General features: G+C 71.1%; 23 protein-coding genes and 1 riboswitch. Of the genes, 16 read left to right on the forward strand and 7 right to left on the reverse strand.

The window, feature by feature from the left end:
* The first annotated feature begins 5 nt into the window (after nucleotides 1–5).
* From ACFQ4E_RS06450 to ACFQ4E_RS06460, 3 genes are read left to right on the forward strand one after another with little or no spacing between them, the layout of a single operon-like run.
* A complete protein-coding gene (locus ACFQ4E_RS06450; protein ID WP_386802121.1) occupies nucleotides 6–713 on the forward strand; it encodes an ABC transporter permease in 708 nt (235 codons plus the stop codon).
* Complete coding sequence (locus ACFQ4E_RS06455; protein ID WP_386802122.1) at nucleotides 706–1,458, forward strand: ATP-binding cassette domain-containing protein; 753 nt, start codon at nucleotides 706–708, stop codon at nucleotides 1,456–1,458. Before ACFQ4E_RS06450 ends, ACFQ4E_RS06455 begins: the two co-directional genes overlap by 8 nt.
* Before the next feature lie 18 nt (nucleotides 1,459–1,476).
* Nucleotides 1,477–2,283, forward strand: coding sequence for a substrate-binding domain-containing protein (locus ACFQ4E_RS06460; RefSeq protein ID WP_386802123.1), 807 nt, complete (start codon nucleotides 1,477–1,479; stop codon nucleotides 2,281–2,283).
* Between the two features lie 3 nt (nucleotides 2,284–2,286).
* On the opposite strand, the gene ACFQ4E_RS06465 is transcribed toward ACFQ4E_RS06460, so the two are convergent.
* The 3 genes from ACFQ4E_RS06465 to cobU are packed head-to-tail and all read right to left on the reverse strand — an operon-like array spanning nucleotide 2,287 to nucleotide 4,909.
* Nucleotides 2,287–3,393: a THUMP domain-containing class I SAM-dependent RNA methyltransferase gene (locus tag ACFQ4E_RS06465; RefSeq protein ID WP_386802124.1), complete on the reverse strand. Its 1,107-nt coding sequence runs from the start codon at nucleotides 3,391–3,393 to the stop codon at nucleotides 2,287–2,289.
* Nucleotides 3,390–4,400: a nicotinate-nucleotide--dimethylbenzimidazole phosphoribosyltransferase gene (gene cobT, locus ACFQ4E_RS06470; protein WP_386802125.1), complete on the reverse strand. Its 1,011-nt coding sequence runs from the start codon at nucleotides 4,398–4,400 to the stop codon at nucleotides 3,390–3,392. Before cobT ends, ACFQ4E_RS06465 begins: the two co-directional genes overlap by 4 nt.
* Nucleotides 4,397–4,909 carry a bifunctional adenosylcobinamide kinase/adenosylcobinamide-phosphate guanylyltransferase gene (gene cobU / locus ACFQ4E_RS06475; RefSeq protein ID WP_386802126.1) on the reverse strand — a complete coding sequence of 171 codons (513 nt, stop codon included), beginning with the start codon at nucleotides 4,907–4,909 and terminating at the stop codon, nucleotides 4,397–4,399. Before cobU ends, cobT begins: the two co-directional genes overlap by 4 nt.
* 112 nt (nucleotides 4,910–5,021) lie before the next feature.
* Between cobU and ACFQ4E_RS06480 the strand changes: the two genes are divergently transcribed.
* Genes ACFQ4E_RS06480 through cobD form a run of 3 tightly spaced genes read left to right on the forward strand, consistent with a single transcriptional unit; the run spans nucleotide 5,022 to nucleotide 7,778 of the window.
* The gene (locus ACFQ4E_RS06480; RefSeq protein ID WP_386802127.1) at nucleotides 5,022–5,849 is read left to right on the forward strand and encodes a propanediol utilization protein; all 828 of its coding nucleotides are present in this window, start codon (nucleotides 5,022–5,024) and stop codon (nucleotides 5,847–5,849) included.
* 8 nt (nucleotides 5,850–5,857) lie between these two features.
* The gene (cbiB, locus tag ACFQ4E_RS06485) at nucleotides 5,858–6,769 is read left to right on the forward strand and encodes an adenosylcobinamide-phosphate synthase CbiB (RefSeq protein WP_386802208.1); all 912 of its coding nucleotides are present in this window, start codon (nucleotides 5,858–5,860) and stop codon (nucleotides 6,767–6,769) included.
* Between the two features lie 49 nt (nucleotides 6,770–6,818).
* Nucleotides 6,819–7,778 (forward strand): threonine-phosphate decarboxylase CobD, encoded by a 960-nt coding sequence (gene cobD / locus ACFQ4E_RS06490; protein WP_386802128.1) that lies wholly within the window; start codon nucleotides 6,819–6,821, stop codon nucleotides 7,776–7,778.
* Here cobD and ACFQ4E_RS06495 read toward each other — a convergent pair.
* From ACFQ4E_RS06495 to cobO, 3 genes are read right to left on the reverse strand one after another with little or no spacing between them, the layout of a single operon-like run.
* Nucleotides 7,775–9,205, reverse strand: a complete 1,431-nt coding sequence (locus tag ACFQ4E_RS06495; RefSeq protein WP_386802129.1) for a cobyric acid synthase — start codon at nucleotides 9,203–9,205, stop codon at nucleotides 7,775–7,777. The genes cobD and ACFQ4E_RS06495 overlap by 4 nt on opposite strands.
* Before the next feature lie 23 nt (nucleotides 9,206–9,228).
* Entirely contained in the window at nucleotides 9,229–9,837 is a 609-nt protein-coding gene (locus tag ACFQ4E_RS06500) for an HAD family hydrolase (protein WP_386802130.1), read from the reverse strand.
* Nucleotides 9,837–10,445: a cob(I)yrinic acid a,c-diamide adenosyltransferase gene (gene cobO, locus ACFQ4E_RS06505; RefSeq protein ID WP_386802131.1), complete on the reverse strand. Its 609-nt coding sequence runs from the start codon at nucleotides 10,443–10,445 to the stop codon at nucleotides 9,837–9,839. The genes ACFQ4E_RS06500 and cobO overlap by 1 nt, the downstream gene beginning before the upstream one ends.
* A 104-nt stretch (nucleotides 10,446–10,549) precedes the next feature.
* Nucleotides 10,550–10,756, forward strand: a riboswitch (cobalamin riboswitch).
* A 75-nt stretch (nucleotides 10,757–10,831) separates the two neighbouring features.
* Between cobO and ACFQ4E_RS06510 the strand changes: the two genes are divergently transcribed.
* From ACFQ4E_RS06510 to cobJ, 7 genes are read left to right on the forward strand one after another with little or no spacing between them, the layout of a single operon-like run.
* Entirely contained in the window at nucleotides 10,832–11,245 is a 414-nt protein-coding gene (locus ACFQ4E_RS06510; protein WP_386802132.1) for a DUF1636 family protein, read from the forward strand.
* 1 nt (nucleotide 11,246) lies between these two features.
* The gene (cobW, locus tag ACFQ4E_RS06515; RefSeq protein ID WP_386802133.1) at nucleotides 11,247–12,296 is read left to right on the forward strand and encodes a cobalamin biosynthesis protein CobW; all 1,050 of its coding nucleotides are present in this window, start codon (nucleotides 11,247–11,249) and stop codon (nucleotides 12,294–12,296) included.
* A 13-nt stretch (nucleotides 12,297–12,309) separates the two neighbouring features.
* Nucleotides 12,310–15,579, forward strand: a complete 3,270-nt coding sequence (gene cobN / locus ACFQ4E_RS06520) for a cobaltochelatase subunit CobN (protein ID WP_386802134.1) — start codon at nucleotides 12,310–12,312, stop codon at nucleotides 15,577–15,579.
* On the forward strand, nucleotides 15,576–16,724 hold the full coding sequence (cobG, locus tag ACFQ4E_RS06525; RefSeq protein WP_386802135.1) for a precorrin-3B synthase: 1,149 nt from the start codon (nucleotides 15,576–15,578) through the stop codon (nucleotides 16,722–16,724). Before cobN ends, cobG begins: the two co-directional genes overlap by 4 nt.
* Nucleotides 16,714–17,343, forward strand: a complete 630-nt coding sequence (locus ACFQ4E_RS06530; protein ID WP_386802136.1) for a precorrin-8X methylmutase — start codon at nucleotides 16,714–16,716, stop codon at nucleotides 17,341–17,343. Before cobG ends, ACFQ4E_RS06530 begins: the two co-directional genes overlap by 11 nt.
* Complete coding sequence (cobI, locus tag ACFQ4E_RS06535; RefSeq protein ID WP_386802137.1) at nucleotides 17,340–18,068, forward strand: precorrin-2 C(20)-methyltransferase; 729 nt, start codon at nucleotides 17,340–17,342, stop codon at nucleotides 18,066–18,068. Before ACFQ4E_RS06530 ends, cobI begins: the two co-directional genes overlap by 4 nt.
* Entirely contained in the window at nucleotides 18,065–18,820 is a 756-nt protein-coding gene (gene cobJ, locus ACFQ4E_RS06540) for a precorrin-3B C(17)-methyltransferase (protein ID WP_386802138.1), read from the forward strand. The genes cobI and cobJ overlap by 4 nt, the downstream gene beginning before the upstream one ends.
* Here the strand turns inward: cobJ and ACFQ4E_RS06545 are convergent.
* Nucleotides 18,793–19,545, reverse strand: coding sequence for a cobalt-precorrin-6A reductase (locus tag ACFQ4E_RS06545; RefSeq protein WP_386802139.1), 753 nt, complete (start codon nucleotides 19,543–19,545; stop codon nucleotides 18,793–18,795). The two genes, cobJ and ACFQ4E_RS06545, sit on opposite strands and share 28 nt — an antisense overlap.
* On the opposite strand from ACFQ4E_RS06545, the gene cbiE reads away from it, so the two are divergent.
* The 3 genes from cbiE to cobM are packed head-to-tail and all read left to right on the forward strand — an operon-like array spanning nucleotide 19,544 to nucleotide 21,902.
* Nucleotides 19,544–20,740 (forward strand): precorrin-6y C5,15-methyltransferase (decarboxylating) subunit CbiE, encoded by a 1,197-nt coding sequence (gene cbiE / locus ACFQ4E_RS06550; RefSeq protein WP_386802140.1) that lies wholly within the window; start codon nucleotides 19,544–19,546, stop codon nucleotides 20,738–20,740. The two genes, ACFQ4E_RS06545 and cbiE, sit on opposite strands and share 2 nt — an antisense overlap.
* A complete protein-coding gene (locus tag ACFQ4E_RS06555) occupies nucleotides 20,737–21,111 on the forward strand; it encodes a cobalamin biosynthesis protein (protein ID WP_386802141.1) in 375 nt (124 codons plus the stop codon). The genes cbiE and ACFQ4E_RS06555 overlap by 4 nt, the downstream gene beginning before the upstream one ends.
* On the forward strand, nucleotides 21,108–21,902 hold the full coding sequence (gene cobM / locus ACFQ4E_RS06560; protein ID WP_386802142.1) for a precorrin-4 C(11)-methyltransferase: 795 nt from the start codon (nucleotides 21,108–21,110) through the stop codon (nucleotides 21,900–21,902). Before ACFQ4E_RS06555 ends, cobM begins: the two co-directional genes overlap by 4 nt.
* Nucleotides 21,903–21,961 lie beyond the last annotated feature (59 nt).

Raw genomic sequence — 21,961 nt, forward strand, 5'->3', positions numbered from 1 at the left:
AAATTTTGCAAACCTTCCACGAGGCCTTCGCGCTGGCCCTGTCCCTGGTTCTGAGCGGCGATCCCGACCTGATCGAGATCGTGGCCCTGTCGTTGCGGGTCAGCCTGAGCGCCACGATCCTCGCCTGTGCCATGGGCCTTCCCCTGGGCGCGCTGGTCGCGATCTCCCGATTTCCGGGACGCGGCGCGCTTCTGGTCACGCTGAACGCGCTGATGGGGCTGCCGCCGGTCGTGGTTGGGCTTCTGGTCTACCTGACGCTGTCGCGCGCCGGTCCTCTGGGCGATCTGGGGCTGCTCTATACGCCGAGCGCCATGATCATCGCGCAGACCCTGCTGATCGCGCCCCTTGTAGCGGCGCTGTCGCGGCAGGTGATCGAAGATCTGCACGGGGAATATGCCGACCAGTTCCGCTCGCTCTGCCTGACCCGCGGACAGGTGATCTCGGCGCTTCTCTGGGACGGGCGCTACGCGCTTCTGACGGTCGCGCTCGCGGGGTTCGGGCGCGCCACCGCCGAGGTCGGCGCGGTGATCATCGTCGGCGGCAATATCGACCACCTGACGCGCGTGATGACGACGGCCATCGCGCTCGAGACCTCCCGCGGCGCGCTGCCCATGGCGCTGGCGCTCGGGATCGTGCTCTTGGTCCTCGCGCTGGCGGTCAACGCCGCGGCGCAAGGGGTGCGCCATAGCGCGCTGAAGCACGCCCATGTCTGACGTGGCCACCTGCCCCGCGTCCCTCGCCGCCGCGCCCGCGACCCGGGCGGTGCTGCCGCTGTCGGTCCGGGGCCTGTCGCTCAGGCTCGGCGGCGCGCAGGTGCTCGACCGGGTCGACCTGACGCTCGGGGCGCGCGGCTGCACGGTGATCCTGGGCCCGAACGGCGCGGGGAAAAGCGTGCTCCTGAAGCTCCTGCACGGGCTCATGATGCCCGATGCGGGCTCGATCCGCTGGGGCGATCTCGACCCGGTCGCGGCACGGCCCCGGCAGGCGATGGTGTTCCAGACGCCGGTGCTGCTGCGCCGGTCGGTGGCGGCGAATCTCGATTTCGTGCTCCGCGCACGGGGTCTCGACCGCAGCCGCCGCGATGCGCTCCTGTCCGAGGTCGGGCTCAGCCACAAAGCGCGGCAGCCCGCCCGCAAGCTCTCGGGCGGCGAGGCGCAGCGGCTGGCGCTTGCCCGCGCGCTGGCCACCGATCCCGAGATCCTGCTTCTCGACGAGCCGAGCGCCAGCCTCGATCCCGCCTCGACGCTCGCCATCGAGGAGATCGTGCAGTCCTGCCGTCGCACCGGACGCCGCGTCTTCCTGGTCACCCACGATATCGGGCAGGCGCGCCGGATCGCCGACGATATCGTCTTTCTGCACCACGGGCGCGTGCTTGCACATCAGCCCGCGCAGGAGTTCTTCTCCGCCCCCGAGCGCGCAGAAGCGCGCGACTATCTCGCGGGCAAGCTTATCCTCTGACCCCACGGAGTGTCCCAGATGCGCCGCCTTCTCGCCGCCGCAACCCTTTGCCTTCTCGCCGGTCCGGCCTTTGCCCAGGAGCGGTCGATCCTCGTTCAGTCGACAACCTCGACCGCCAATTCCGGTCTCTACGACCATCTCCTGCCGCTCTTCTCGGACGCGACGGGCATCCGCGTGGACGTGGTGGCCGTCGGCACGGGCCAAGCGATCAAGAACGCCGAGAATTGCGATGCCGACGTGCTTCTTGTCCATGCCAAGCCCGCCGAGGAGGCGTTTGTCGCCGCGGGCTACGGCACCGAGCGCCGCGACCTGATGTATAACGACTTTGTCCTTGTCGGCCCCGCCTCCGATCCCGCCGGGATCGGCGGGTCCACCGATGCCAAGGCCGCCCTCGCCCGGATCGCCGAGACCGAAAGCCTCTTTGCCTCGCGCGGCGATGACAGCGGCACGCACAAGAAGGAGCGCGCGCTCTGGTCGGAGACCGGCATCGACCCCACCGCCGCCTCCGGTCAATGGTATCGCGAGACCGGCTCGGGCATGGGCGCGACGCTGAACGCGGCCATCGGCATGGACGCCTACGCGATGACCGACCGCGCCACCTGGATCAGCTTCGGCAACACGCAGGATTTCGAGGTGCTGGTCGAAGGCGACACGGCGCTTTTCAACCAGTATGGCGTGATCCCGGTCTCGCCCGAGCATTGCCCGGACGTGAATGCCGAGGATGCGGCGGCCTTTGCCGATTGGCTGACCTCGGTGGCCGGGCAGAGCGCCATCGCCGGGTTCGAGATCGACGGCCAGCAGCTGTTCTTCCCGAACGCCGAGTGACGCTCAGAGCGGTCCCGCCTGCCAAAGCTTGACGCTGAGGCCGCCATGCGGGACCGGCGGACCCGCGGTCAGGCCCTTGAGCCCGGTCGCGCGGGCGAGCCCGTCATCCGAGGTGACAAGACCCACGCGCCAGCCCCGGAACCGCTCTTTCAGCGCGCCCCCGAACGCGCCGTAAAGACCGAAGAGCAGCTTGCGATTGCCGATCCGCGCGCCATAGGGCGGATTTACGATCACCAGCCCCGGCGGACCTTCCGGCGGGGTGATGTCGCTGACCGGCTTGACCTCGAAGCTTGTGATGTCGCCCACGCCCGCGCGCTCGGCATTGGCCTCGGCCCGACGCACCGCGCCCTGGTCCCGGTCGGAGCCGTAGAAGCGCAGATCGGTGTCGCGCGGCGCCTGCTCTTTCAGCGCGGTGATGCGGTCGGGATCGACGCTCGCCAGGTCTTCGAAGGCGAAGCTGCGGGAGCGGCCGGGAAGGAGGCCGCGGGCGATCTCGGCCGCCTCGATCGGGAAGGTGCCGGAGCCGCACATCGGATCGTAGACGGGCTCCTGCCCGTCATAGCCGCAGGCCCGCAGGAAAAGCGCCGCGAGCGTCTCGCGCATCGGCGCCTTGCCGACATCGCTCTTGTGGCCGCGCTTGTGCAGGCCCTCTCCCGAGGTGTCGAGGCTCAGCGTCACGAGGTCGTCCTCGATCCGGACCTTGAGCGTCAGCCCCGCCTCGGCGGAGATCGGCGCGCCCAGTTCTTCGCGCAGCGCGGTCTCGATGCGCTGCCGCGCGGCGCGGTCGTGATAGATCTTCGAGCGGCGGCAAGTGACCTCGACCCGGATCGGAAGATCGGACCGCAGCATCTCGCCCCAGGGGAATTTCCGGGCGCGCTTGTCGAGTTGGGCGAGGTGCATCGCCCGGAACGACCCGATCCGCACGAGCACCCGGCTCGCGCCACGCAGCGCAAGATTGGCGCGCCAGACCTCGCTCCAGCCGCCCTCGCAGACCACGCCGCCCGGCACCGGGGTCGCGGGCGCGAAGCCCAGCGCGCGGGCCTCCTCGGCCAGAACCGGCTCGAGACCCGGCGGACAGACGAGGAAGAGCTCGAGCGGCGCCTCGCTCACCCGTCCGACACCCCGGCCTCGGCGAAGGTCGCCATGCCGTTGTGACAGGCCAGTGCGGCGCGCAGGATCGAGAGCGCCAGGGCCGCGCCCGAGCCTTCGCCCAGCGCCATATCGAAATCGAGGATCGGCGTCTTGCCGAGCGCCTCGACCAGCCGCCGGTGCCCCGGCTCGCGGCTGAGATGGCCAACCCAGCAATGCGCCAGAAGCGCGGGATCGGCGGCGTGAAGGGGCAGAGCCGCGGCGGTGCAGATATACCCGTCGAGGATCACCGGTATACGCGCCGCGCGCGCGGCCAGAACCGCGCCGCAGATCGCCGCCTGCTCGCGCCCGCCCAGCGCTGCAAGGGCCTCAAGGGGCGTAAGACCGCCATGGCGTTCGGCGGCACGGGCCACGACACGCTCCTTGCGCGCGAGACCGTCCTCGTCCGCGCCGGTGCCGCGACCGACCCAAAGCCCCGCCTCGCCGCCCAAGAGCCCATGGGCCAGCGCGGCCGCGACGGTCGAATTGCCGATGCCCATCTCGCCGAGGATCAGGATGTCGGCGGCCGGATCGACCGCGTCGGCCCCGGCGCGCATCGCCGCGAGCGTCTCGGCCTCGGTCATGGCGGGCCCTTCGGAGAGGTCCGCCGTCGGACGGTCGAGATCGAGCGGGATCACCGAGAGCCGCGCGCCCGCGACCCGGCAGAGCTGGTTGATCGCCGCGCCGCCATGTTCGAAATTCGCCACCATCTGCGCGGTGACTTCCTGCGGAAACGGGTTCACGCCCTGCGCGCAGACGCCGTGATTGCCCGCGAAGACCAGCGCCTGGGCTGAAACGATCTCGGCCCGCGCATCGCCGCGCCATCCGCAGAACTCTTCGGCCAGTGTTTCCAGACGACCGAGCGCCCCCGGCGGCTTGGTGAGATGCGCCTGGCGGGCGCGGGCCGCCTCGGCGGCGGCGATGTCGAATGCCGGAAGGGTCGGGCCGAGCGCCGCGACGGCGTCGAGCGAGGACAGATCGAGGGTCATTGCGGTTTCACTTGGATCGGGCAGCCGGAGACGCAGAGGACGACCTCTTCGGCGATCTCGGCCACGGCTTGGTTCAGCTCGCCGGCCGCATCGCGGAAAGCCCGGGCGAGCGCGTTTTCGGGCACGATCCCGGCGCCGACCTCGTTGGTGACAAGCACCACGGGAGCGGCCTGGCGGGAGAGCGTGTCGATCAGGGTGTCGGCCTCGGGTCGCCAGTCACGCTCGGCGAGCAGCAGGTTCGAGAGCCAGAGCGTCAGGCAATCCACGAGCCGCGGCGCGCCACCATCGCTGCGGTCGAGCGCCCCGGCCAGATCGAGCGGCGCTTCGATCAGCTCCCAGCCCGCGCCGCGACGCTCCTGGTGGCGCGCGATCCGCGCGGTCATCTCGTCGTCGAAGGCCTGAGCGGTCGCGATGTAGATCGCCCGGCTGCCCAGCGCGCGCACCCGCGTCTCGGCATGGCGGCTCTTGCCGGACCGGGCGCCGCCGGTGATGAGGATCGTTCGGGCCATCGCGCGCGCCACAAAGCACGAAGCCACGCGGAGGGAAAGGGCGATATGCGGTCCCTCGACTTTTGCGGCGTGTCGTGACACGTCCCGTCACTGGACATCAGACAGGCCTCCCATGCGCCCTGAAAGCGACAGCGCTGACCGAGATCCGGGCTTCCGCGTGGCGGGGCATTTCGGAGAGTTCCTGCAGGGCCGCCTCGGGCCCGAGGGGCCGGTCGCCTTGGTCACGGTGCCCTGCGCGGGCGTTGGCGTGACGGCGCGGAGGGTCGGCGAGGCGGGTGCGCTTCGGCAATCCGTGCCCGTCGTGGACGGCGAGGTCGCGGCGCGGTTTCTCTCGGCGCTCGGACTGCCGGTCGGAGGCTACGCCCTTGAGGCAGAGGCCCCTGCCGGGCTCGGGTTCGGGATGTCGACGGCGGGTCTGGTGGCGCTGGCCCGGGCCGGAGGTGCGACGGGTGATATCGCGGCGGCCTGCCGCCTGGCCGAAGGCGCGTCGGACCCGCTGATGCTGAAGTGTCCCGCTGCCGCGCTCTGGGCGCCGCGCGAGGGGCGGGTGCTCGAGGAGATGCCCGAGCCGCCCGCCTGCGAGATCGTCGGCGGGGCGCGTCCGGGGCAGCTTTGGACCGATCCCGCGGACATGGCTTTCCCCGACATCGCCCATCTCGTGGACCAGTGGCGGCAGGCTTGTTCTGCCGCAGATCTGGAGAGCGCCGCACGGCTCGCGACGCGCTCGGCCACGCGCACGACCGCGCTGCGCGGGCCGGCGGACGATCCGACGCCCGAGCTGGCGGCGCGTCTCGGAGCGCTCGGATGGCTGCGCGCCCATACCGGCACGCTGCGGGGCCTGATCTTCGCGCCGGGAACCGTGCCCTCCGGTGTCGAGACCGCCCTCGCCGAGGCCGGGCTCTCACGCATCCTCCGGTTCCAAGCGGGGCGCGCGTCGTGAGCCTCGCGATGCTGGTCGCGCTGCTGATCGATCTGGCGATCGGCTGGTCCGCGTGGCTCTTTGCCCGGCTCTCGCACCCCGTGGTCTGGGTCGGCGCGCTGATCACATTTCTGGAGCACCGGCTGAATTCGGACGCGCATCGGCACGCCAATGGCGCGCTCGCCGTGGCCCTGACCGTCTCCGCAGCCGTCCTTCCGGCAGGGGTGATCCAGTGGCTCCTGCCGGGTGGATGGGTCGGACTGGTCGCGACCGGCATCCTCGCTTGGCCCTTGGTCGCGGCACGATCCCTGCACGATCACGTCGAGGCGGTCGCGCGTCCCTTGGTGGCGGGCGATCTTGAGGCCGCTCGGCGCGCGGTGGCGATGATCGTCGGGCGCGATCCGAACCGGCTGGATCAGGCCGGGATCGCCCGCGCGGCGCTCGAAAGCCTGGCCGAGAACGCCTCGGACGGGGTGGCGGCGCCGCTCTTCTGGGGGGCGGTGTTCGGGCTGCCGGGGATCGCGGGCTACAAGGCGATCAACACGCTCGATTCGATGATCGGGCATCGCAGCGCGCGCTATGCCGAGTTCGGCATGGTCGCCGCGCGGCTCGACGATCTGGTCAACCTGATCCCGGCGCGGCTGACGGGGCTGTCGCTTGCGCTGGTCTCGGGCCGTCCGGGGCCCGCCTTCACCACGATGCGCCGCGATGCGCGCCGCCATCGCTCTCCGAATGCCGGTTGGCCCGAAGCGGCGCTGGCGGGCGGTCTGGGCGTCCGGCTCTCGGGGCCGAGGCTCTATGCTGAAGGCGTGGCCGACGAACCCTGGCTCAATGGAGACGCAGCCGATCCGACGCCGGAGGACCTGAGTCGCGGGCTCGGGCTCTACCGCCGCGCGGTGCTCCTGTGGCTCGCGGCGCTCGCCGCGCTCGCGCTGATCTGAGGCGCGCGGGCGCTTGCCTTCCGGGGCGGGACGCGCTCAAAGCGCTTGCATGGAACATGGCGGCAATCTCGACGGCGCGGCGGCGCGCTTCGGTGGCGATCTGGCCGACTGGCTGGATCTCTCGACCGGCATCAACCCGCGCCCCTACCCGATCCCGCCGCTCCCGCCCCGCGCCTTCACGGCGCTGCCGACGCGGAGCGACATGGCCGGGCTCGAGGACGCGGCACGCGCGGCCTATGCGACCGATGCCTCGGTCGTGCCGCTGGCTGGGGCGCAAGGCGCGATCCAGCTGCTTCCGAGGGTTCTGCCGAGGGGCCGCGCCCGCGTGCTGGGACCGACCTATGGCGAACATGCCGCCGCCTGCGCCGGGGCCGGGTGGCGCACCGAGACGGTTGCGACGCTCGACGCGCTCGACGGCGCCGATCTGGCGGTCGTGGTCAATCCGAACAATCCCGACGGTCGGCGGCACGCGCCCGAGGCGCTGATCGCCCTGGCCGAGCGTGTCGGACTTCTGGTGGTGGACGAAAGCTTCGCTGACGCGGAGCCGGAGCTGTCAGTCGCCGCCCAGGTGAGCGACCGGATGGTGGTCGAGCGGAGTTTCGGCAAGTTCTACGGGCTCGCGGGGCTGCGGCTCGGGATGCTTCTGGCGCGGCCCGATCTGGCGCGGGCGCTGCGCGATGCGGCGGGACCCTGGCCGGTCTCGGGGCCCGCCATCGCGGTCGGCTGCGCGGCACTCAGGGACGAAGGCTGGCAGGAGGACACGCGCGGCTGGCTCGCCCGGTCGGCAGCGCGGCTCGACGCGCTGACCCTCGAACGAGGATGGGATCTGGTCGGCGGCACGACGCTCTTCCGCACCTACGCTGTCGGCGACGCCCGCGCCGAGCAGGCCCGGCTGGCCCGCGCCCATATCTGGACCCGGGCCTTCGATCACTCGCCGGGCTGGCTTCGGCTCGGATTGCCGCCCGAGGACGGCTGGACGCGGCTCGAGGCGGCTCTGGTGCCGGATTAACGCGCGGCGGCGAAGAGACCGTCGAGGTCGAGATGCGCCTCGAGATGCGCCGCAAGCGCGTCGAGCGTGGTCTCGACGGTTGCCTCGTAGCCGCTCTCCGAGGACGCCCCGAGACCTGCGAGAAAGGCGCGGCGGAACCCGTCATCGCGGAACATGCCGTGCAGGTAGCTCCCGGCGATCCGGCCGCTGGCGTCCTGCGCGCCGTCCGGGTCGGTCCCGATCCGCGCGAAGGGCCGAACGGTGTCCGGCCCGGTGGTGCGGCCGATATGGATCTCGTAGCCGCGGACGCGCGCGCCGCTCGCGACATGGCTCGCCTCGACCTCGGTCAGCCGCTTCTCGGGCGACATCACCGTCTCGACATCGAGAAGCCCGAGGCCCTCGGTCTCGCCGGGCGCGCCCTCGATGCCCTCAGGGTCGCGGATCACCCGACCGAGCATCTGGTAGCCGCCGCAAATTCCCAGGACACGCCCGCCCCGGCGGACATGGGCGGCAAGGTCGATATCCCAGCCCTGCGCGCGCAGGAACGCCAGATCGCCGCGCGTCGACTTCGATCCGGGCAGGATCACCAGATCGGCGTCGCCAGGCAGCGCCTCGCCCGGGCCAAGCATGGTCAGGCGGATACCGGGTTCCTGCGCCAGCGGGTCGAGATCGTCGAAATTGGCGATGCGCGAGAGGCGGAGGCAGACGATGTGGGTGCCGGAGCTGCCGGTGCTTCTGGGGATGTCGAGCGCGTCCTCGGCGGGCAGTTTCCAGGCCTCCGGGAACCACGGAGCGACGCCGAAGCCGCGCCAGCCGGTCCGCGCCTCGATCAGGGCGTAACCGTCGTCGAAGAGCGAGGGGTCGCCGCGGAACTTGTTGATCAGGAACCCGCTGACCTGCGCGGCGTCCTCGGGGCCGAGCACGGCCTGCGTGCCGACGATCTGCGCGATCACCCCGCCCCGGTCGATATCGCCGCAGAGAATCACCGGGACATCCGCCGCGCGGGCGAAGCCCATATTCGCGATGTCGCCGAGGCGCAGATTGACCTCGGCGGGGCTGCCCGCCCCTTCGACTAGGACCAGACCATGCGCCGCCCTGAGGCGCTGGAAGCTCTCGACCACGGCGCCGAGGAGTTTCGGCTTCAGAAGCGCGTAATCCCGCGCCTTCGCGGTGGTGAGCCTGCGCCCCTGCACCACGACCTGCGCGCCGGTATCGCTTTCGGGCTTCAGTAACACCGGGTTCATGTCGCAGACAGGGGCGAGCCCCGAGGCGCGGGCCTGGAGCGCCTGCGCGCGGCCGATCTCGCCGCCATCGGCGGTCACGGCGGCGTTGTTCGACATGTTCTGCGGTTTGAAGGGCGCGACGCTCAGGCCCCGGAGACGCGCCGCGCGGCAGAGCCCGGCGACGAGCATCGACTTGCCGACATTCGAGCCGGTGCCCTGGATCATCAGGCTCCTGCCTGTGCGCGGGCTCATGCGAGGCCCAGCGTTTCGGGCAGGCGGTCGCGCGTGTCGTCGCCGAAGCGGAAGGTCTTCCACCCGCGCCGCGACGCGGCCTCGGTGTTGCGGGCGAGGTCGTCGATCAGAAGGATGCGCGCGGGCGGGAGGCCCGACCAGCGCTCGATCTCGGCGTAAAAACCCATGTCGGGCTTGGCCACGCCCATCTCGCCGCTGGCGAAGACGCGCTCGACCCGCGCGCCGAAGCCCAGGTCCTCGGCGATGTAGCGCGCCCGGTGGCGTTCGTTGTTGGTGCCGATCACGCGGCGCCCGGGATGGGCATCGAGCCAGGAGATGACCTGCGCGTCGGGCATCGCGTCTCGCGAGAACCAGTAGTCGCGGAAGGCGAGGCCGCTCAGGTCATGGCCGCGGCGGGCCAGCCAGGCATCCAGCTCCTCAACCAGATCGCGGCGCCCGCGCAGGATGTCCTCGATCCGTTCGCGGCCGAAGAAATCGGGCGAGAATTCCTCAGGGTCGATGCCCAGATCGGTCTTGAGATCGTCGGTCCAGGAGAACCGCCCGTCGCGGATATTGCGGTTCAGGACGCCGTCGAAATCCCAGACGACGAGGTCGTATCCCGGCATCAGAACTCCACGCCCTTCTGCGCCTTCACGCCGTCGCGGAAGGGATGCTTGACCAGCGTGTACTCGGTCACCAGATCGGCGGCCTCGATCAGCTCGGGCTTGGCGTTGCGCCCGGTCAGGCAGACATGGGTCATGCGCGGTTTCTGGTACAGCAGGAACTCGACCACCTCGTCGATGTCGAGGTAATCGTAACGCAGCGCGATGTTGATCTCGTCGAGAAGGACAAACGCGATCTCGGGGTCGAGGATCTGCTCCTTGGCGATCTCCCAGCCGCGTTTGGCGGCGGCGATGTCCTTCTCGCGGTCCTGCACCTCCCAGGTGAAGCCTTCGCCCGAGACGAAGAAGCGCACCTCGTCGGCGAAGCGCTCGCGCAGGAACGTCTTCTCGCCGGTGTCCCAGTTGCCCTTGATGAACTGCACCACCGCCGAGGGCATGCCGTGGGCGATGCAACGCATGATCATGCCGAAGCCCGACGAGGATTTCCCCTTGCCGGGACCGGTATGGACCATGATCAGACCCTTCTCCTCGGTCTTGGTCTCCATCATCCGGTCGCGCGCGGCCTTGATCTTCTTCATCTTCTCCGCGTGGCGGGCGTTCTCGTCGGTCATCTCGGGCATCCTCGGGCAAGGGCGTCGGGTTCGGCGCCTTTGGTGGCACCGGCAGCAGATGGGGTCAATCGCGCCGCAGCGCTTGACTCGCAAGGCGGCGGCGCGCAGAGAAGCGCGTGGCTGGTGCCTGCGCATCGCCAGGTGAAAAGGGAAGGACCAGCCGCGACCGCGCGGTGAGGTCAGCCGCCCCCGCGACCGTGACCGGAGAGGTCCCCCACCCGCCACTGGCGCCCGCGCCGGGAAGGCCGGGGGACCGACAGGGAAACCTGACATCCGCAAGCCGGGAGACCTGCCAGCCCGAGAAGAAACCCACCGGACGGGGTGTGCCGGGGTCGTGAGGCGCTTCGCCCCCCGTCCGCATCCCCGCCCGAGACAGGAGAGCGCCCGTGCTGGATACTGGGCTGGATACCGCGCCCGAACCCGTCGAGCTTCTGGTCTGCGTCAAGTGCCGCGGCCTGCGCGAGACGCCTGAGGACGATCGCCGCCCCGGCGTGGCGCTCTACCAGGCGGTGCTCGACGGCGAGCTCCCCGAGGGCGTGACCGTCACTCCGGTCGAGTGCCTGCAGAATTGCGATCACGGCTGCACCGTCGCCTTCCGCGGCGGTCCGGGTCGCTGGACCTATGTCTACGGGCGCCTCGACGAGACCGCCGATGCCGACCTGCTGCGCGAAGGCGCCGCGCTCTATCGCGACGCCGTCGACGGGCTGATCCCGTGGCGCGCCCGCCCCGATCACTTCAAGAAGAACTGCGTCGCGCGCATCCCGCCGCTCGACGCCCCCCTGCCCCGACTGGAGAATTGAGATGACCGATCTCGCCAAGCTGCCCGTCACCGTGATCACCGGCTTTCTCGGCTCCGGCAAGACCACGCTCATCCGTCACCTCATGAGCCAGACCGGCGGGCGGCGCCTTGCCGTGATCGTCAACGAGTTCGGCGACGTGGGTGTCGATGGCGACATCCTGAAAAGCTGTGCCATTCCCGACTGCCCCGAGGAAAATATCCTCGAGCTCGCCAATGGCTGCATCTGCTGCACGGTGGCCGATGACTTCATCCCGACCATCGAGGCGCTGATGGCGCTTGATCCGAAGCCCGATCACATCCTGATCGAGACCTCGGGCCTGGCGCTGCCGAAGCCGCTCCTCAAGGCCTTCGACTGGCCCGCGATCCGCTCGAAGATCACCGTCGACGGCGTGATCGCGCTTGCCGATGCCGAGGCCGTCGCGGCGGGCCGCTTCGCGCCCGACGTCGCGCGCGTCGATGCCCAGCGCGCCGCCGATGAGGGCCTCGATCACGAAACGCCGCTCTCCGAGGTGTTCGAGGACCAGATCGCCTGCGCCGATCTCGTGCTCCTGACCAAGGCCGATCTCGCCGGACCCGAGGGCATCGCCCGCGCCCGCGAGGTGATCGCCGCCGAGGCACCGCGCCCGCTGCCGGTGGTCGAAGTCACCGAAGGCGTGGTTGATCCGAAGGTCATCCTCGGGCTCGAGGCGGCGGCCGAGGACGACATGGACGCGCGGCCCTCGCATCACGACACGCCGCATGACCACGATCACGAGGAGTTCGAGTCGGTGGTCGTGGGGATCCCCGAGCTCGACGACCCCAAGACGCTCGTCGCCGCCATCGAGACGCTGGCGCGCGAGCGAAACATCCTGCGGGTCAAGGGCTACGCGGCGGTGCGCGGCAAGCCGATGCGGCTTCTGGTGCAAGCGGTCGGCGCGCGGGTGCGTCACCAGTTCGACCGGCCTTGGGGCGCCGATTCGCGGCAGGGCAAGCTCGTGGTGATCGCCGAGCATGACGATATCGACGAACGCGCCATCGCCCAGGCGCTGACCGGGCTCGTCCCGGCGGAGTAAGGCGCGCGCCTCCATGCATGTCGTCTTCCGCGAAAGCCACGGGCTCGAAGAGACCGAGACCCCGACCGACCTGGGCCAGAGCCCGGCGGATCTGGTTGTGCTGTCCTTCTCGGACAGCGATCTCGGCGCGTTCGCGGCCGGGTGGCATCGCGGCGGCGGACCGGAGGGGCGGATGCCCACGCTGAGGCTCGCCAATCTCGCGGCGCTGACCCATCCGCTTTCGGTCGACACCTATGTCGAACAGACGCTGTCGGGCGCGACGGGCATCCTGATCCGCCTGATCGGCGGGCGCGCCTATTGGGACTACGGCCTGGCGCAGGTCGCCGCCTTGGCCGAAGAGCGCGGGATCGCGCTGGCGGTTCTGCCCGCCGACGGGCGGGCCGATCCGCAGCTTGACGCGGTCTCGACCCTGCCGGTCTCGACGCTCCGGCGGCTCGCGGCGCATTGCGACGTGGGCGGCGTGGTGGCGGCGCAGGCGGCGCTGCAGCAGATGGCTCTGGCGGCGGGTCTCTATGCCGGACCGGTCCGCGGCGCGAAGGTCCTGCCCGCGGTCGGCGCCTGGAGCCCCGAGCACGGCGTCTGCTGCCCGGTGGCCCTGATGGACCCGGAGGGCGACACCCCCCGGGCGCTTCTGGTCTTCTACCGCTCCTACCTCGTCGCCGCCGATCTCGCCCCCATCGCCGCCCTCACCGCTGCGCTCGAAGCGGAAGGCTTCGCGGTCACGCCCCTCTTCGTGCCCTCGCTCAAGGCCCCCGAGGCGGCGGGCTGGCTGGCGCGGCAGGTGGCCTTTTGGCGCCCAGATATCGTGGTCAACGCCACCGCCTTCTCGGGCAAGGGCGCCGAGGGCACCTCGCCCCTCGACGCCAGTGACGCGCCGGTCCTGCAGGTGGCGCTCGCCACCTCGTCGCGGGAGGCTTGGGACGAGGCCGAGCGGGGCCTCTCGCCCGCCGACCTGGCGATGCATGTCGTCCTGCCGGAAGTGGACGGACGGATTTTCGCGGGCGCGGTGTCGTTCAAGGCCCCCGAGCCCCGCGACCCGGCGCTCGAGTTCACCCGCTTCGCGCATAGCGCCGACCCCGGGCGCATCGCCGCCGCGGCGTCCCGCGCCGCCGGTTGGGTGCGGCTGCGCCGGCTCTCCGCTCGCGAGCGTCGCGTTGGCATCGTGCTCTCGACCTATCCCGGGCGCGATTGGAACATGGCCCATGCGGTCGGGCTCGATCCGCTGGCCTCGGTCACCTCCATCCTCGACGATCTGCGCGCCGAGGGCATGGAGGCGCCAAACCCGGGCGCGCTGCCCGAGGCGCTCGCGGCGCGCTCGGCGACGTGGTCCCTGACGGAGTATTGCGCCGCGCTCAAACACCTGCCGCAAGAGCTTCGGGAGCAGCTCGACGAGGCTTGGGGCGCGCCCGAGGACGATCCCGATTGCCAGGACGGCCTCTTCCGCTTCGCCGCGCTTCGGACCGGACAGGTCACCATCGCGCTCCAGCCCGAACGGGCGACGCGCTCGGGCCGTGACGAGAGCTATCACGACCTGTCGCGGGTGCCGCGGCACGGTTATGTCGCCTTCTATCTCTGGCTCACCGCCCGGCTCGACGCGCTCGTGCATCTCGGCGCGCATGGCACGCTCGAATGGCTGCCGGGCAAGGCCGTCGCGCTGTCCGAGACCTGCTGGCCCGAGGCGCTGACCGGCGCGACGCCGGTGATCTACCCGTTCATCGTCAACGACCCCGGCGAGGCCGCGCAGGCCAAGCGGCGGATCGGCGCGGTTACTTTGGGCCATGTGCCTCCACCCCTGAAACAGAGCTGCACGCCGGGGCGGCTGAACCGGCTCGAAGGGCTTCTGGATGAATTCTCCAATGCCGACGGGCTCGACCCGCGCCGCCGCACACGGCTGATCGAGGATATCCGCGCCGAGGCGCAGGCGCTCGGCGTCGAGGACGATCTCGGCATCGACCGCGCGGGCTGCGCCGCCGAGGCGATCACCCGCATCGACCGCTTCGTCTGCGACGTGAAGGAAAGCCAGTACGGCGACGGTCTGCACGTCTGGGGACAGGCCTCGGAGTTCGGCGACGGCTCAGAGGAGCGCCGGTCGCTGATCGACGCGCTTGCCGGTCGCCGGATCGCGGCAGGGCCGTCGGGCTCGCCCCATCGCGGGCGGCGCGACGTGCTGCCGACGGGGCGCAACCTCTTCACCACCGACCCGCGCAGCGTTCCGACCCGCGCGGCCTATGCGCAGGGCCAGCGGCTCGCCGACGAGCTGGTGCGGCGGCATCTGCAGGACGAAGGCGACTGGCCGCAGGGCGTGATCGTCGATCTCTGGGGCTCGGCGACGATGCGCACCGCGGGCGAGGAGTTCGCGATGGCGCTGGCGCTGATTGGTGTGCGGCCTCTCTGGGACGAGGGCTCGGACCGGGTCTCGGGCATCGAGATTCTGCCCATCGCCGAACTGGACCGCCCGAGGATCGACGTGACCCTCAGGGTCTCGGGGCTCTTCCGGGACGTCTTCCCGACGCTGTCGGTGCTGTTCGGGCAGGCGGTGCGCGCGCTTGCTGAGCGCGACGAGGCGCCGGACTGGAACCCCTATGTCGGCACCGCCGCATCGCGCGTCTTCGGGCCCGAGCCCGGGCAGTACGGGCTCGGCATGGGCGCGCATCTCGACACCTATACGGAGGCAGCCCGACAGGCGGCGGGTGAGACCTGGCTTGCGTCCTCCTCCTGGGCGCTCGACAGCGGCGAGGCCACGCCCGACCCCGACGGCATCGCCACCCGCGTCGCTCAGGCGGACAGTTTCGTGCATCTCCAGGATCTGCCGGAGACCGATCTGCTGTTGTCCTCGGACTATGCCGCGCATGAGGCCGGGTTCGCCGCGGCCCAGCGCGTGACCGGCGGCGCGGCGCGGCTCTGGCATCTCGACAACACCGATCCCGCCCGCCCCCGCGCCCGCGATCTCGGCGAAGAGATCGCCCGCGTCGTGCGCGCTCGCGCCACCCATCCGAGATGGATCGCAGGCATGATGCGGCACGGGTTCCGCGGCGCGGCCGAGATCGCCGCGACGCTCGATCACATGGGCCAGTTCGCGCATCTGGCGGGCGTGGTCCCGGCGCATCTCTTCGATCAGTACTGGGAGGCGACGCTTGGCGACGAGGCGGTCGAGGCGTTTCTCGCCGATGCCAATCCCGACGCCCTCACGGCCATGCGCGACCGCTTCGCCGCCCTGCACGAGGCCGGTCTCTGGGTGTCGCGGCGCAATTCGGTGATCGCCGGTCTCGAGGCGGTCCGATGAGCGCGCCGCTGGTCCGAGGCTGGTGCCCCGGCGCGCTGCGCCCGATGCGGGCCGAGGACGGTCTGGTCGTGCGCGTGCGGCCCCGGCTGACGCGGCTCTCTGCGGCTCAGGCACAGGGGCTGGCCGCGCTGGCCGAGCGCTACGGCGCAGGTGTGATCGAGGTGACCTCGCGCGCCAGCCTGCAGCTTCGCGGCGTGTCCGAGGGCGATCATGCCGCGCTGGTCTCCGAGCTGCAGAGCCTGGGCCTGGCCGATACCGATGCCGCGCGCGAAGCGCGGTGCGCGGTTCTGGTGGCCCCCTGTCGCGATGCCGAGGCCGAGGCGCTCGCCGCCGCCCTGGATGCGGGCCTTGCGGCGGCGGTGGATCTGGAGCTGCCGTCGAAATTCGGTTTCGTCGTCGATTGCGGCGCGACGCGGCAGTTGGCGGATGTCAGCGGCGACATCCGGCTGGAGCGCAGCCTCGAAGGCCTGATCCTGCGTGCCGACGGCTCCCCGACAGGCCTCCCGGTCGCCCCCGATGACGCGGTCGAGGCCGCGCTGGAGTTGGCCCGCTGGTTCGTGATGTCGGGCGGCGTGGGCGCCGATGGACGAGGCCGGATGGCGGCGCATCTGGTGCGGGTTGCCCTTCCCGAGGCGCTTTCCGGCCATGCCCTGCCTGTCGAAAAGGTCGCCCCGATGCACCCCGGCCGCACTTCGGAAGGCATGACCGTGGCGGCGGGCTTCGGCCTCTTCCCGGCGACGAGCGTCGCAAAGCTCGCCGAGCAGACAGACGCGCTGATCCCGACGCCCTGGCGCAGCTTCTTCCTGCCGGGCGCGCCCGAGCTCGCGCTTGATCCGGACCTCATCACCGACCCGCGCGACCCGCTCCTGCGCCTGCATGGCTGCACCGGAGCGCCCGCCTGCCCGCAGGCCGAAGCCGAGACCCGCAGCATCGCGCGCCAGCTCGCCCGGGACCTGCCCGATGGCGTCACCCTCCATGTCTCGGGCTGCGCCAAGGGTTGCGCGCATCCCGGCCCCGCCGACCTCACGCTGACCGGCCGCGACGGCCGGTTCGACCTCATCCGCGCGGGCCGCGCCTCGGATCCTCCCGAGCGCCGTGGCCTTGCGCCCGACCAGTTGCACCGGATGTTCCAGAATGCCCCATAGCTACGAGACCGATGGCGCCGCCATCTACCGGCAGTCCTTTGCCACGATCCGGTCCGAGGCCGATCTCGACCGGTTCGACGCGGACGAGGAACAGGTCGCGGTGCGCATGATCCATGCCGCGGGCATGGTCGGGCTCGAACGCCATATCCGCTTTTCACCCGGCATGGTGGCCGCGGCGCGGCGCGCGCTGGAGGACGGCGCGCCGATCCTCTGCGACGCCCGCATGGTCTCCGAAGGGATCACCCGCTTCCGCCTGCCCGCGGAAAACGAGGTGATCTGCACGCTTCACGACCCCTCGGTCCCCGAGCGCGCCCGCGAGATGGGCAACACCCGCTCGGCGGCGGCGCTGGAACTCTGGCGGCCGCATCTTGCGGGCAGCGTCGTGGCCATCGGCAACGCGCCGACGGCGCTCTTTCATCTCCTGAACATGCTCGAGGATCCCGAGTGTCCGCGCCCTGCCGCGATCATTGGCTGCCCGGTGGGCTTCGTCGGCGCGGTCGAATCGAAGGACGCGCTCTGGCAGGTCCAGCCTGTGCCATGCGTGATCGTCGAGGGCCGTCTCGGCGGCTCGGCCATCACCGTGGCCGCCGTCAACGCCATCGCGAGCCGCGCGGAATGAGCGGTACGATCTACGGGCTGGGCCTCGGGCCCGGCGATCCGGACCTGATGAGCGTCAAGGCGCACCGGCTTCTGACCGGCGCGCGCCATGTCGCGTTCTTCCGCAAGAAGGGCCGCCCCGGACAGGCCCGGACGCTTGCCGATCCGCTGATGCCGCAAGACGCGATCGAGGTGCCGATGGAATACCCGGTCACCACCGAGATCCCGCTCAGCGATCCGCGCTACAACGAGATCCTGTCGGCCTTCTACGCCGAGAGCGTCGCGCAGCTCGTCGAGATCGCCGAGCGCGGCGAGGATGTCGTGGTGCTCTGCGAGGGCGATCCGTTCTTCTACGGCTCCTTCATGCATCTCTACACCCGCCTCAAGGACCGCGTCCCGGTCGAGGTGATCCCCGCGATCACCGGCATGTCCGCGGCCTGGACCGCGACCGGCCTGCCGATCACCTGGGGCGACGACGTGCTGACGGTGGTCATGGGCACCCTGCCCGAGGCCGAGCTGGTCCGGCAGATGCTGAACGCCGATGCGCTGGTGGTGATGAAGATCGGGCGCAACTTCGCCAAGATCGTCTCGGCGCTCGCGCAGGCCGGAAAGCTCGAGCGCGCCTGGCTCGTCGAATACGCGGCGATGCCCGGGCAGACCGTCCAGCGGCTGAGCGATGTCGCGGCGGATCAAGCCGCGCCCTATTTCTCCATCGTGATCGTGCACGGCCAGGGGCGCCGTCCGTGAGCGGCTGGGTCAAGATCGCCGGTCTCGGCCCGGGCGCAGAGGCGCTGGTCACGCCCGAGGTCAGCGCCGCCTTGGCCGAGGCGACCGATGTGGTGGGCTACATCCCGTATGTCGCCCGCGTCGCCGAAAGGCCGGGCCTGACGCTCCACGCCTCGGACAACCGGGTCGAGCTCGACCGGTCGCGGCATGCGCTCGAGATGGCGGCAGAGGGACGGCGCGTGGTCGTGGTCTCCTCGGGCGATCCGGGCGTCTTCGCCATGGCCGCGGCGGTGTTCGAGGCGGTCGAGGCCGGGCCGTCCGACTGGCGCGCGCTCGAGATCGAGGTCCTTCCCGGCATCACCGCGATGCTCGCCGCGGCGGCGCGGGCGGGCGCGCCTTTGGGCCATGATTTCTGCGCCATCAATCTCAGCGACAACCTCAAGCCCTGGGCGGTGATCGAGCGCCGCCTGCGCCTTGCCGCTGAAGCCGATTTCGCGATGGCCTTCTACAACCCGCGCTCGAAAAGCCGCCCCGAAGGGTTCGCGCGCGCACTTGTGGTACTGACCGAGGCCTGCGGCGACGACCGCCCGGTTCTCTTCGCGCGCGCGGTCTCGACCCCCGAAGAAGAGCTCCGCGTGGTGCCCCTGCCCGAGGCGACGCCCGAGATGGCGGACATGCGCACGATGGTCATTCTGGGGTCGTCCCGGACACGGCTCATCGAGCGCCCCGGGCGCGCGCCGATCGTCTACACGCCGCGCGGGATCGACCCATGAAGCCAGGCGAGCACCTCGTCCGGGCTGGACAGCTCCTCTCGGTCGGGCACGGCCGGGCGGTCGACCATGATCACCGGCAGGCCCAGCGCGCGCGCGGCGTCGATCTTCGCACGCGCGCCGGTGCCGCCGGAGTTCTTGGAGACGACAATCTCGATCCCGTGCGCCTCCATCAGTGCGCGGTCGCCCTCGGCGGTGAACGGCCCGCGCGACACCTCGACGTGACAGGAGGGAAACGGCGGCGGCGCGGCGGGCGGATCGACCAGACGCAACAGGTAGACATGCTGCGGATTGCCCGCGAAGACCGGAAGATGCATGCGCCCGACGGCGAGCATCACCCGGCGCGGCGGCCCGGCGAGCGCCTCGGCAGCGGCCTCCAGTGTCGGCACGCGGGTCCAGCGGTCCTGCGCCCCGGCGCTCCAGGCCGGTCGGGTCAGCGCCACGAGCGGGACGCCCTCGGCGGCGCAGGCCTCGACGGCATTGGCGCTCATCTGCGCGGCAAAGGGATGGGTCGCGTCGACGACATGAGTGATACGCTCGGACCGGAGAAACGCCCGCAACCCGTCGACACCGCCGAAGCCGCCGATCCGCATCGGCAGGGGCTGGCGCACGGGTCGTTCGACCCGGCCCGCCAGGGACAGGGTCGCGGTGAGGCCCGCCTCGGCCAGTGCCTTGCCCAAGGCCGTGGCCTCGGTCGTGCCCGCGAGAACGAGGAGGTTCGGCACCATGTCTGACACTCCCTGGCTGACCATTGTCGGGCTCGGCGAAGATGGACCGGAGGGCCTTGCACCTGCAAGCGCCCGTGCGCTCGCAGAGGCCGACCTGGTGATGGGGGCCGCCCGCCACCTCGCGCTCCTGCCCGATCTCGCCGCCGAGTGCCAGACCTGGCCGGTGCCCTTCGCCGACGGTATCGCCCCGCTTTTGGATCAGCGCGGGCGGCGGGTAGTGGTCCTGGCCTCCGGCGATCCGTTCTGGTTCGGCGCGGGCGCGGTGCTTGCGCGGCACCTGGCCCCGGGTGAATGGCGGGCTTTCCCCGCGCCGTCCTGCTTCTCGCTTGCTGCGGCACGGCTGGGCTGGCCGCTCGAGACGCTCCGCTGCCACGGTCTGCACGCCGCGCCGCTGTCGCGGCTCCGTCCCGATCTCGCGGCCGGTCTCCGGCTCCTAGTCACCTTGCGCGACGGGGCGGCGGTCGGCGATCTGGCCGCCTATGTCACGGCGCTCGGCTTCGGCGAGAGCACACTGACCGTGATGGAGGCGCTGGGAGGTCCGCGCGAACGGATCACATCGCACCGCGCCGAAACCCTATCGGGAAGCTTCGCGCATCCGGTTCTCGTGGCGCTCGATATCACGGGCGCGGGAGAGACGATCCCCTGCGCCTCGGGCCGCGAGGATACGCTGTTCGAAAGCGACGGGCAGATCACAAAGCGGCCTGTCCGGGCGCTGACGCTCTCGGCCCTCGCGCCGAGGCCGCATGAGCTTTTGTGGGATATCGGGGGCGGCTCGGGCTCGGTGGCGCTGGAATGGCTCATGGCCCATCCGACCACGCAGGCGATCAGCATAGAGCCCCGCGCCGACCGCGCCGCGCGGATCGGGCGCAACGCCGCGGCGCTCGGGCAGGACCGGTTGCAGGTCGTGACCGGCTCCGCGCCCGAGGCGCTGGACGGGCTGGCAATGCCTGAGGCCGTCTTCGTCGGCGGCGGGCTGTCGGCGGCGCTTCTCGAGTCGCTCTTCGCGCGCCTTCCGGCCGGGACACGGATCGTTGCCAATGCGGTGACGCTGGAAAGCGAGGCGCTGCTGGCAGCGGCGCAGGCCGAGCGCGGTGGCGATCTGTTGCGCATCGCGCTGTCCGAAGCGGTGCCGCTCGGGTCCAAACGCGGCTGGCGCAGCGCCTATCCGGTGGTGCAGTGGAGGGTCACGACATGATCGTTGCCGGGTTCGGGTTCAGGCGCGCCGCCACGGTGGAGAGCCTTGCCGATGCGCTGATCGCGGCGGAGCGCGCGCAGGGATGTCGTGCCGAGCGGATCGCGACGGTCGCGGACAAGGCCACGAGCGACAGCTTCGCCGGGTTCGCGACAAAGACCGGCCTGCCCGTGTCGGCGGTGTCCTCCGACGCGCTCGTCGGACAGGACACCCGCACCCGCTCCGAGGCCTCGGAGGCCGCGCGCGCGACGGGAAGCGTGGCCGAGGCGGCGGCGCTGGCGGCCGCCGGTCCCGGAGCGCGGCTCCTCGGCGCGCGGGTGATCTCGCCCGACCGGCACGCGACCTGCGCGCTTGCAGAAGGAGACCCTGCATGACCGTCCATTTCATCGGCGCCGGTCCGGGCGCGCCAGATCTCCTGACCTTGCGGGGCCGCGACCTGATCGCGTCCTGCCCGGTCTGCCTCTATGCCGGGTCGCTCGTGCCAGAAGCGATCCTCGCGCATTGCCCGGAAGGCGCGCGGATCGTGAACACCGCGCCGCTGTCGCTCGACGAGATCATCGAGGAATGCCGCGCCGCGACCGCCGAAGGGCGGGACGTGGCGCGCCTGCATTCGGGCGATCTGTCGGTCTGGTCGGCGATGGGCGAGCAGCTCCGTCGCCTGCGCGCGCTCGACATCCCCGTCTCGGTGACGCCGGGGGTGCCGAGCTTTGCCGCCGCCGCCGCGGCGCTCGGGGCCGAGCTGACCCTGCCCGGCGTGGCGCAATCGGTGGTGCTGACACGCACGCCGGGCCGCGCCTCGTCGATGCCCGAGCGCGAGACGCTGGCCGCATTTGCCGCGACCGGCGCGACGCTGGCGCTGCACCTGTCGGTGCAGAACCTCGACAAGATCACCCGCGAGCTGACGCCGTATTACGGCACCGATTGCCCGGTCGCGCTGGTCTGGCGCGCGAGCTGGCCGGACCAGGAGATCCTGCGCTCGACCCTGGGCCGGATCGGCGAGGAGATCGGCGCGCATGTGACGCGGACGGCGCTGATCCTCGTCGGACCGGCGCTCGGGGCCCAGGGCTTCGCGGAGAGCTGTCTTTATGCGGCGGATTACGACCGGCGCTATCGCCCGCAATCGGCCGCATCGCCCTGGTCGGAGTGGCAGCATGGCGATGATTGACCGTCGGTTGCGCCTTCGGAGCGCGGGCGATGCGGGCTTCCGGCCCGCATGCGAGAGGC

This window comes from Litorisediminicola beolgyonensis (assembly GCF_042679605.1).
Classification (GTDB): domain Bacteria; phylum Pseudomonadota; class Alphaproteobacteria; order Rhodobacterales; family Rhodobacteraceae; genus Litorisediminicola; species Litorisediminicola beolgyonensis.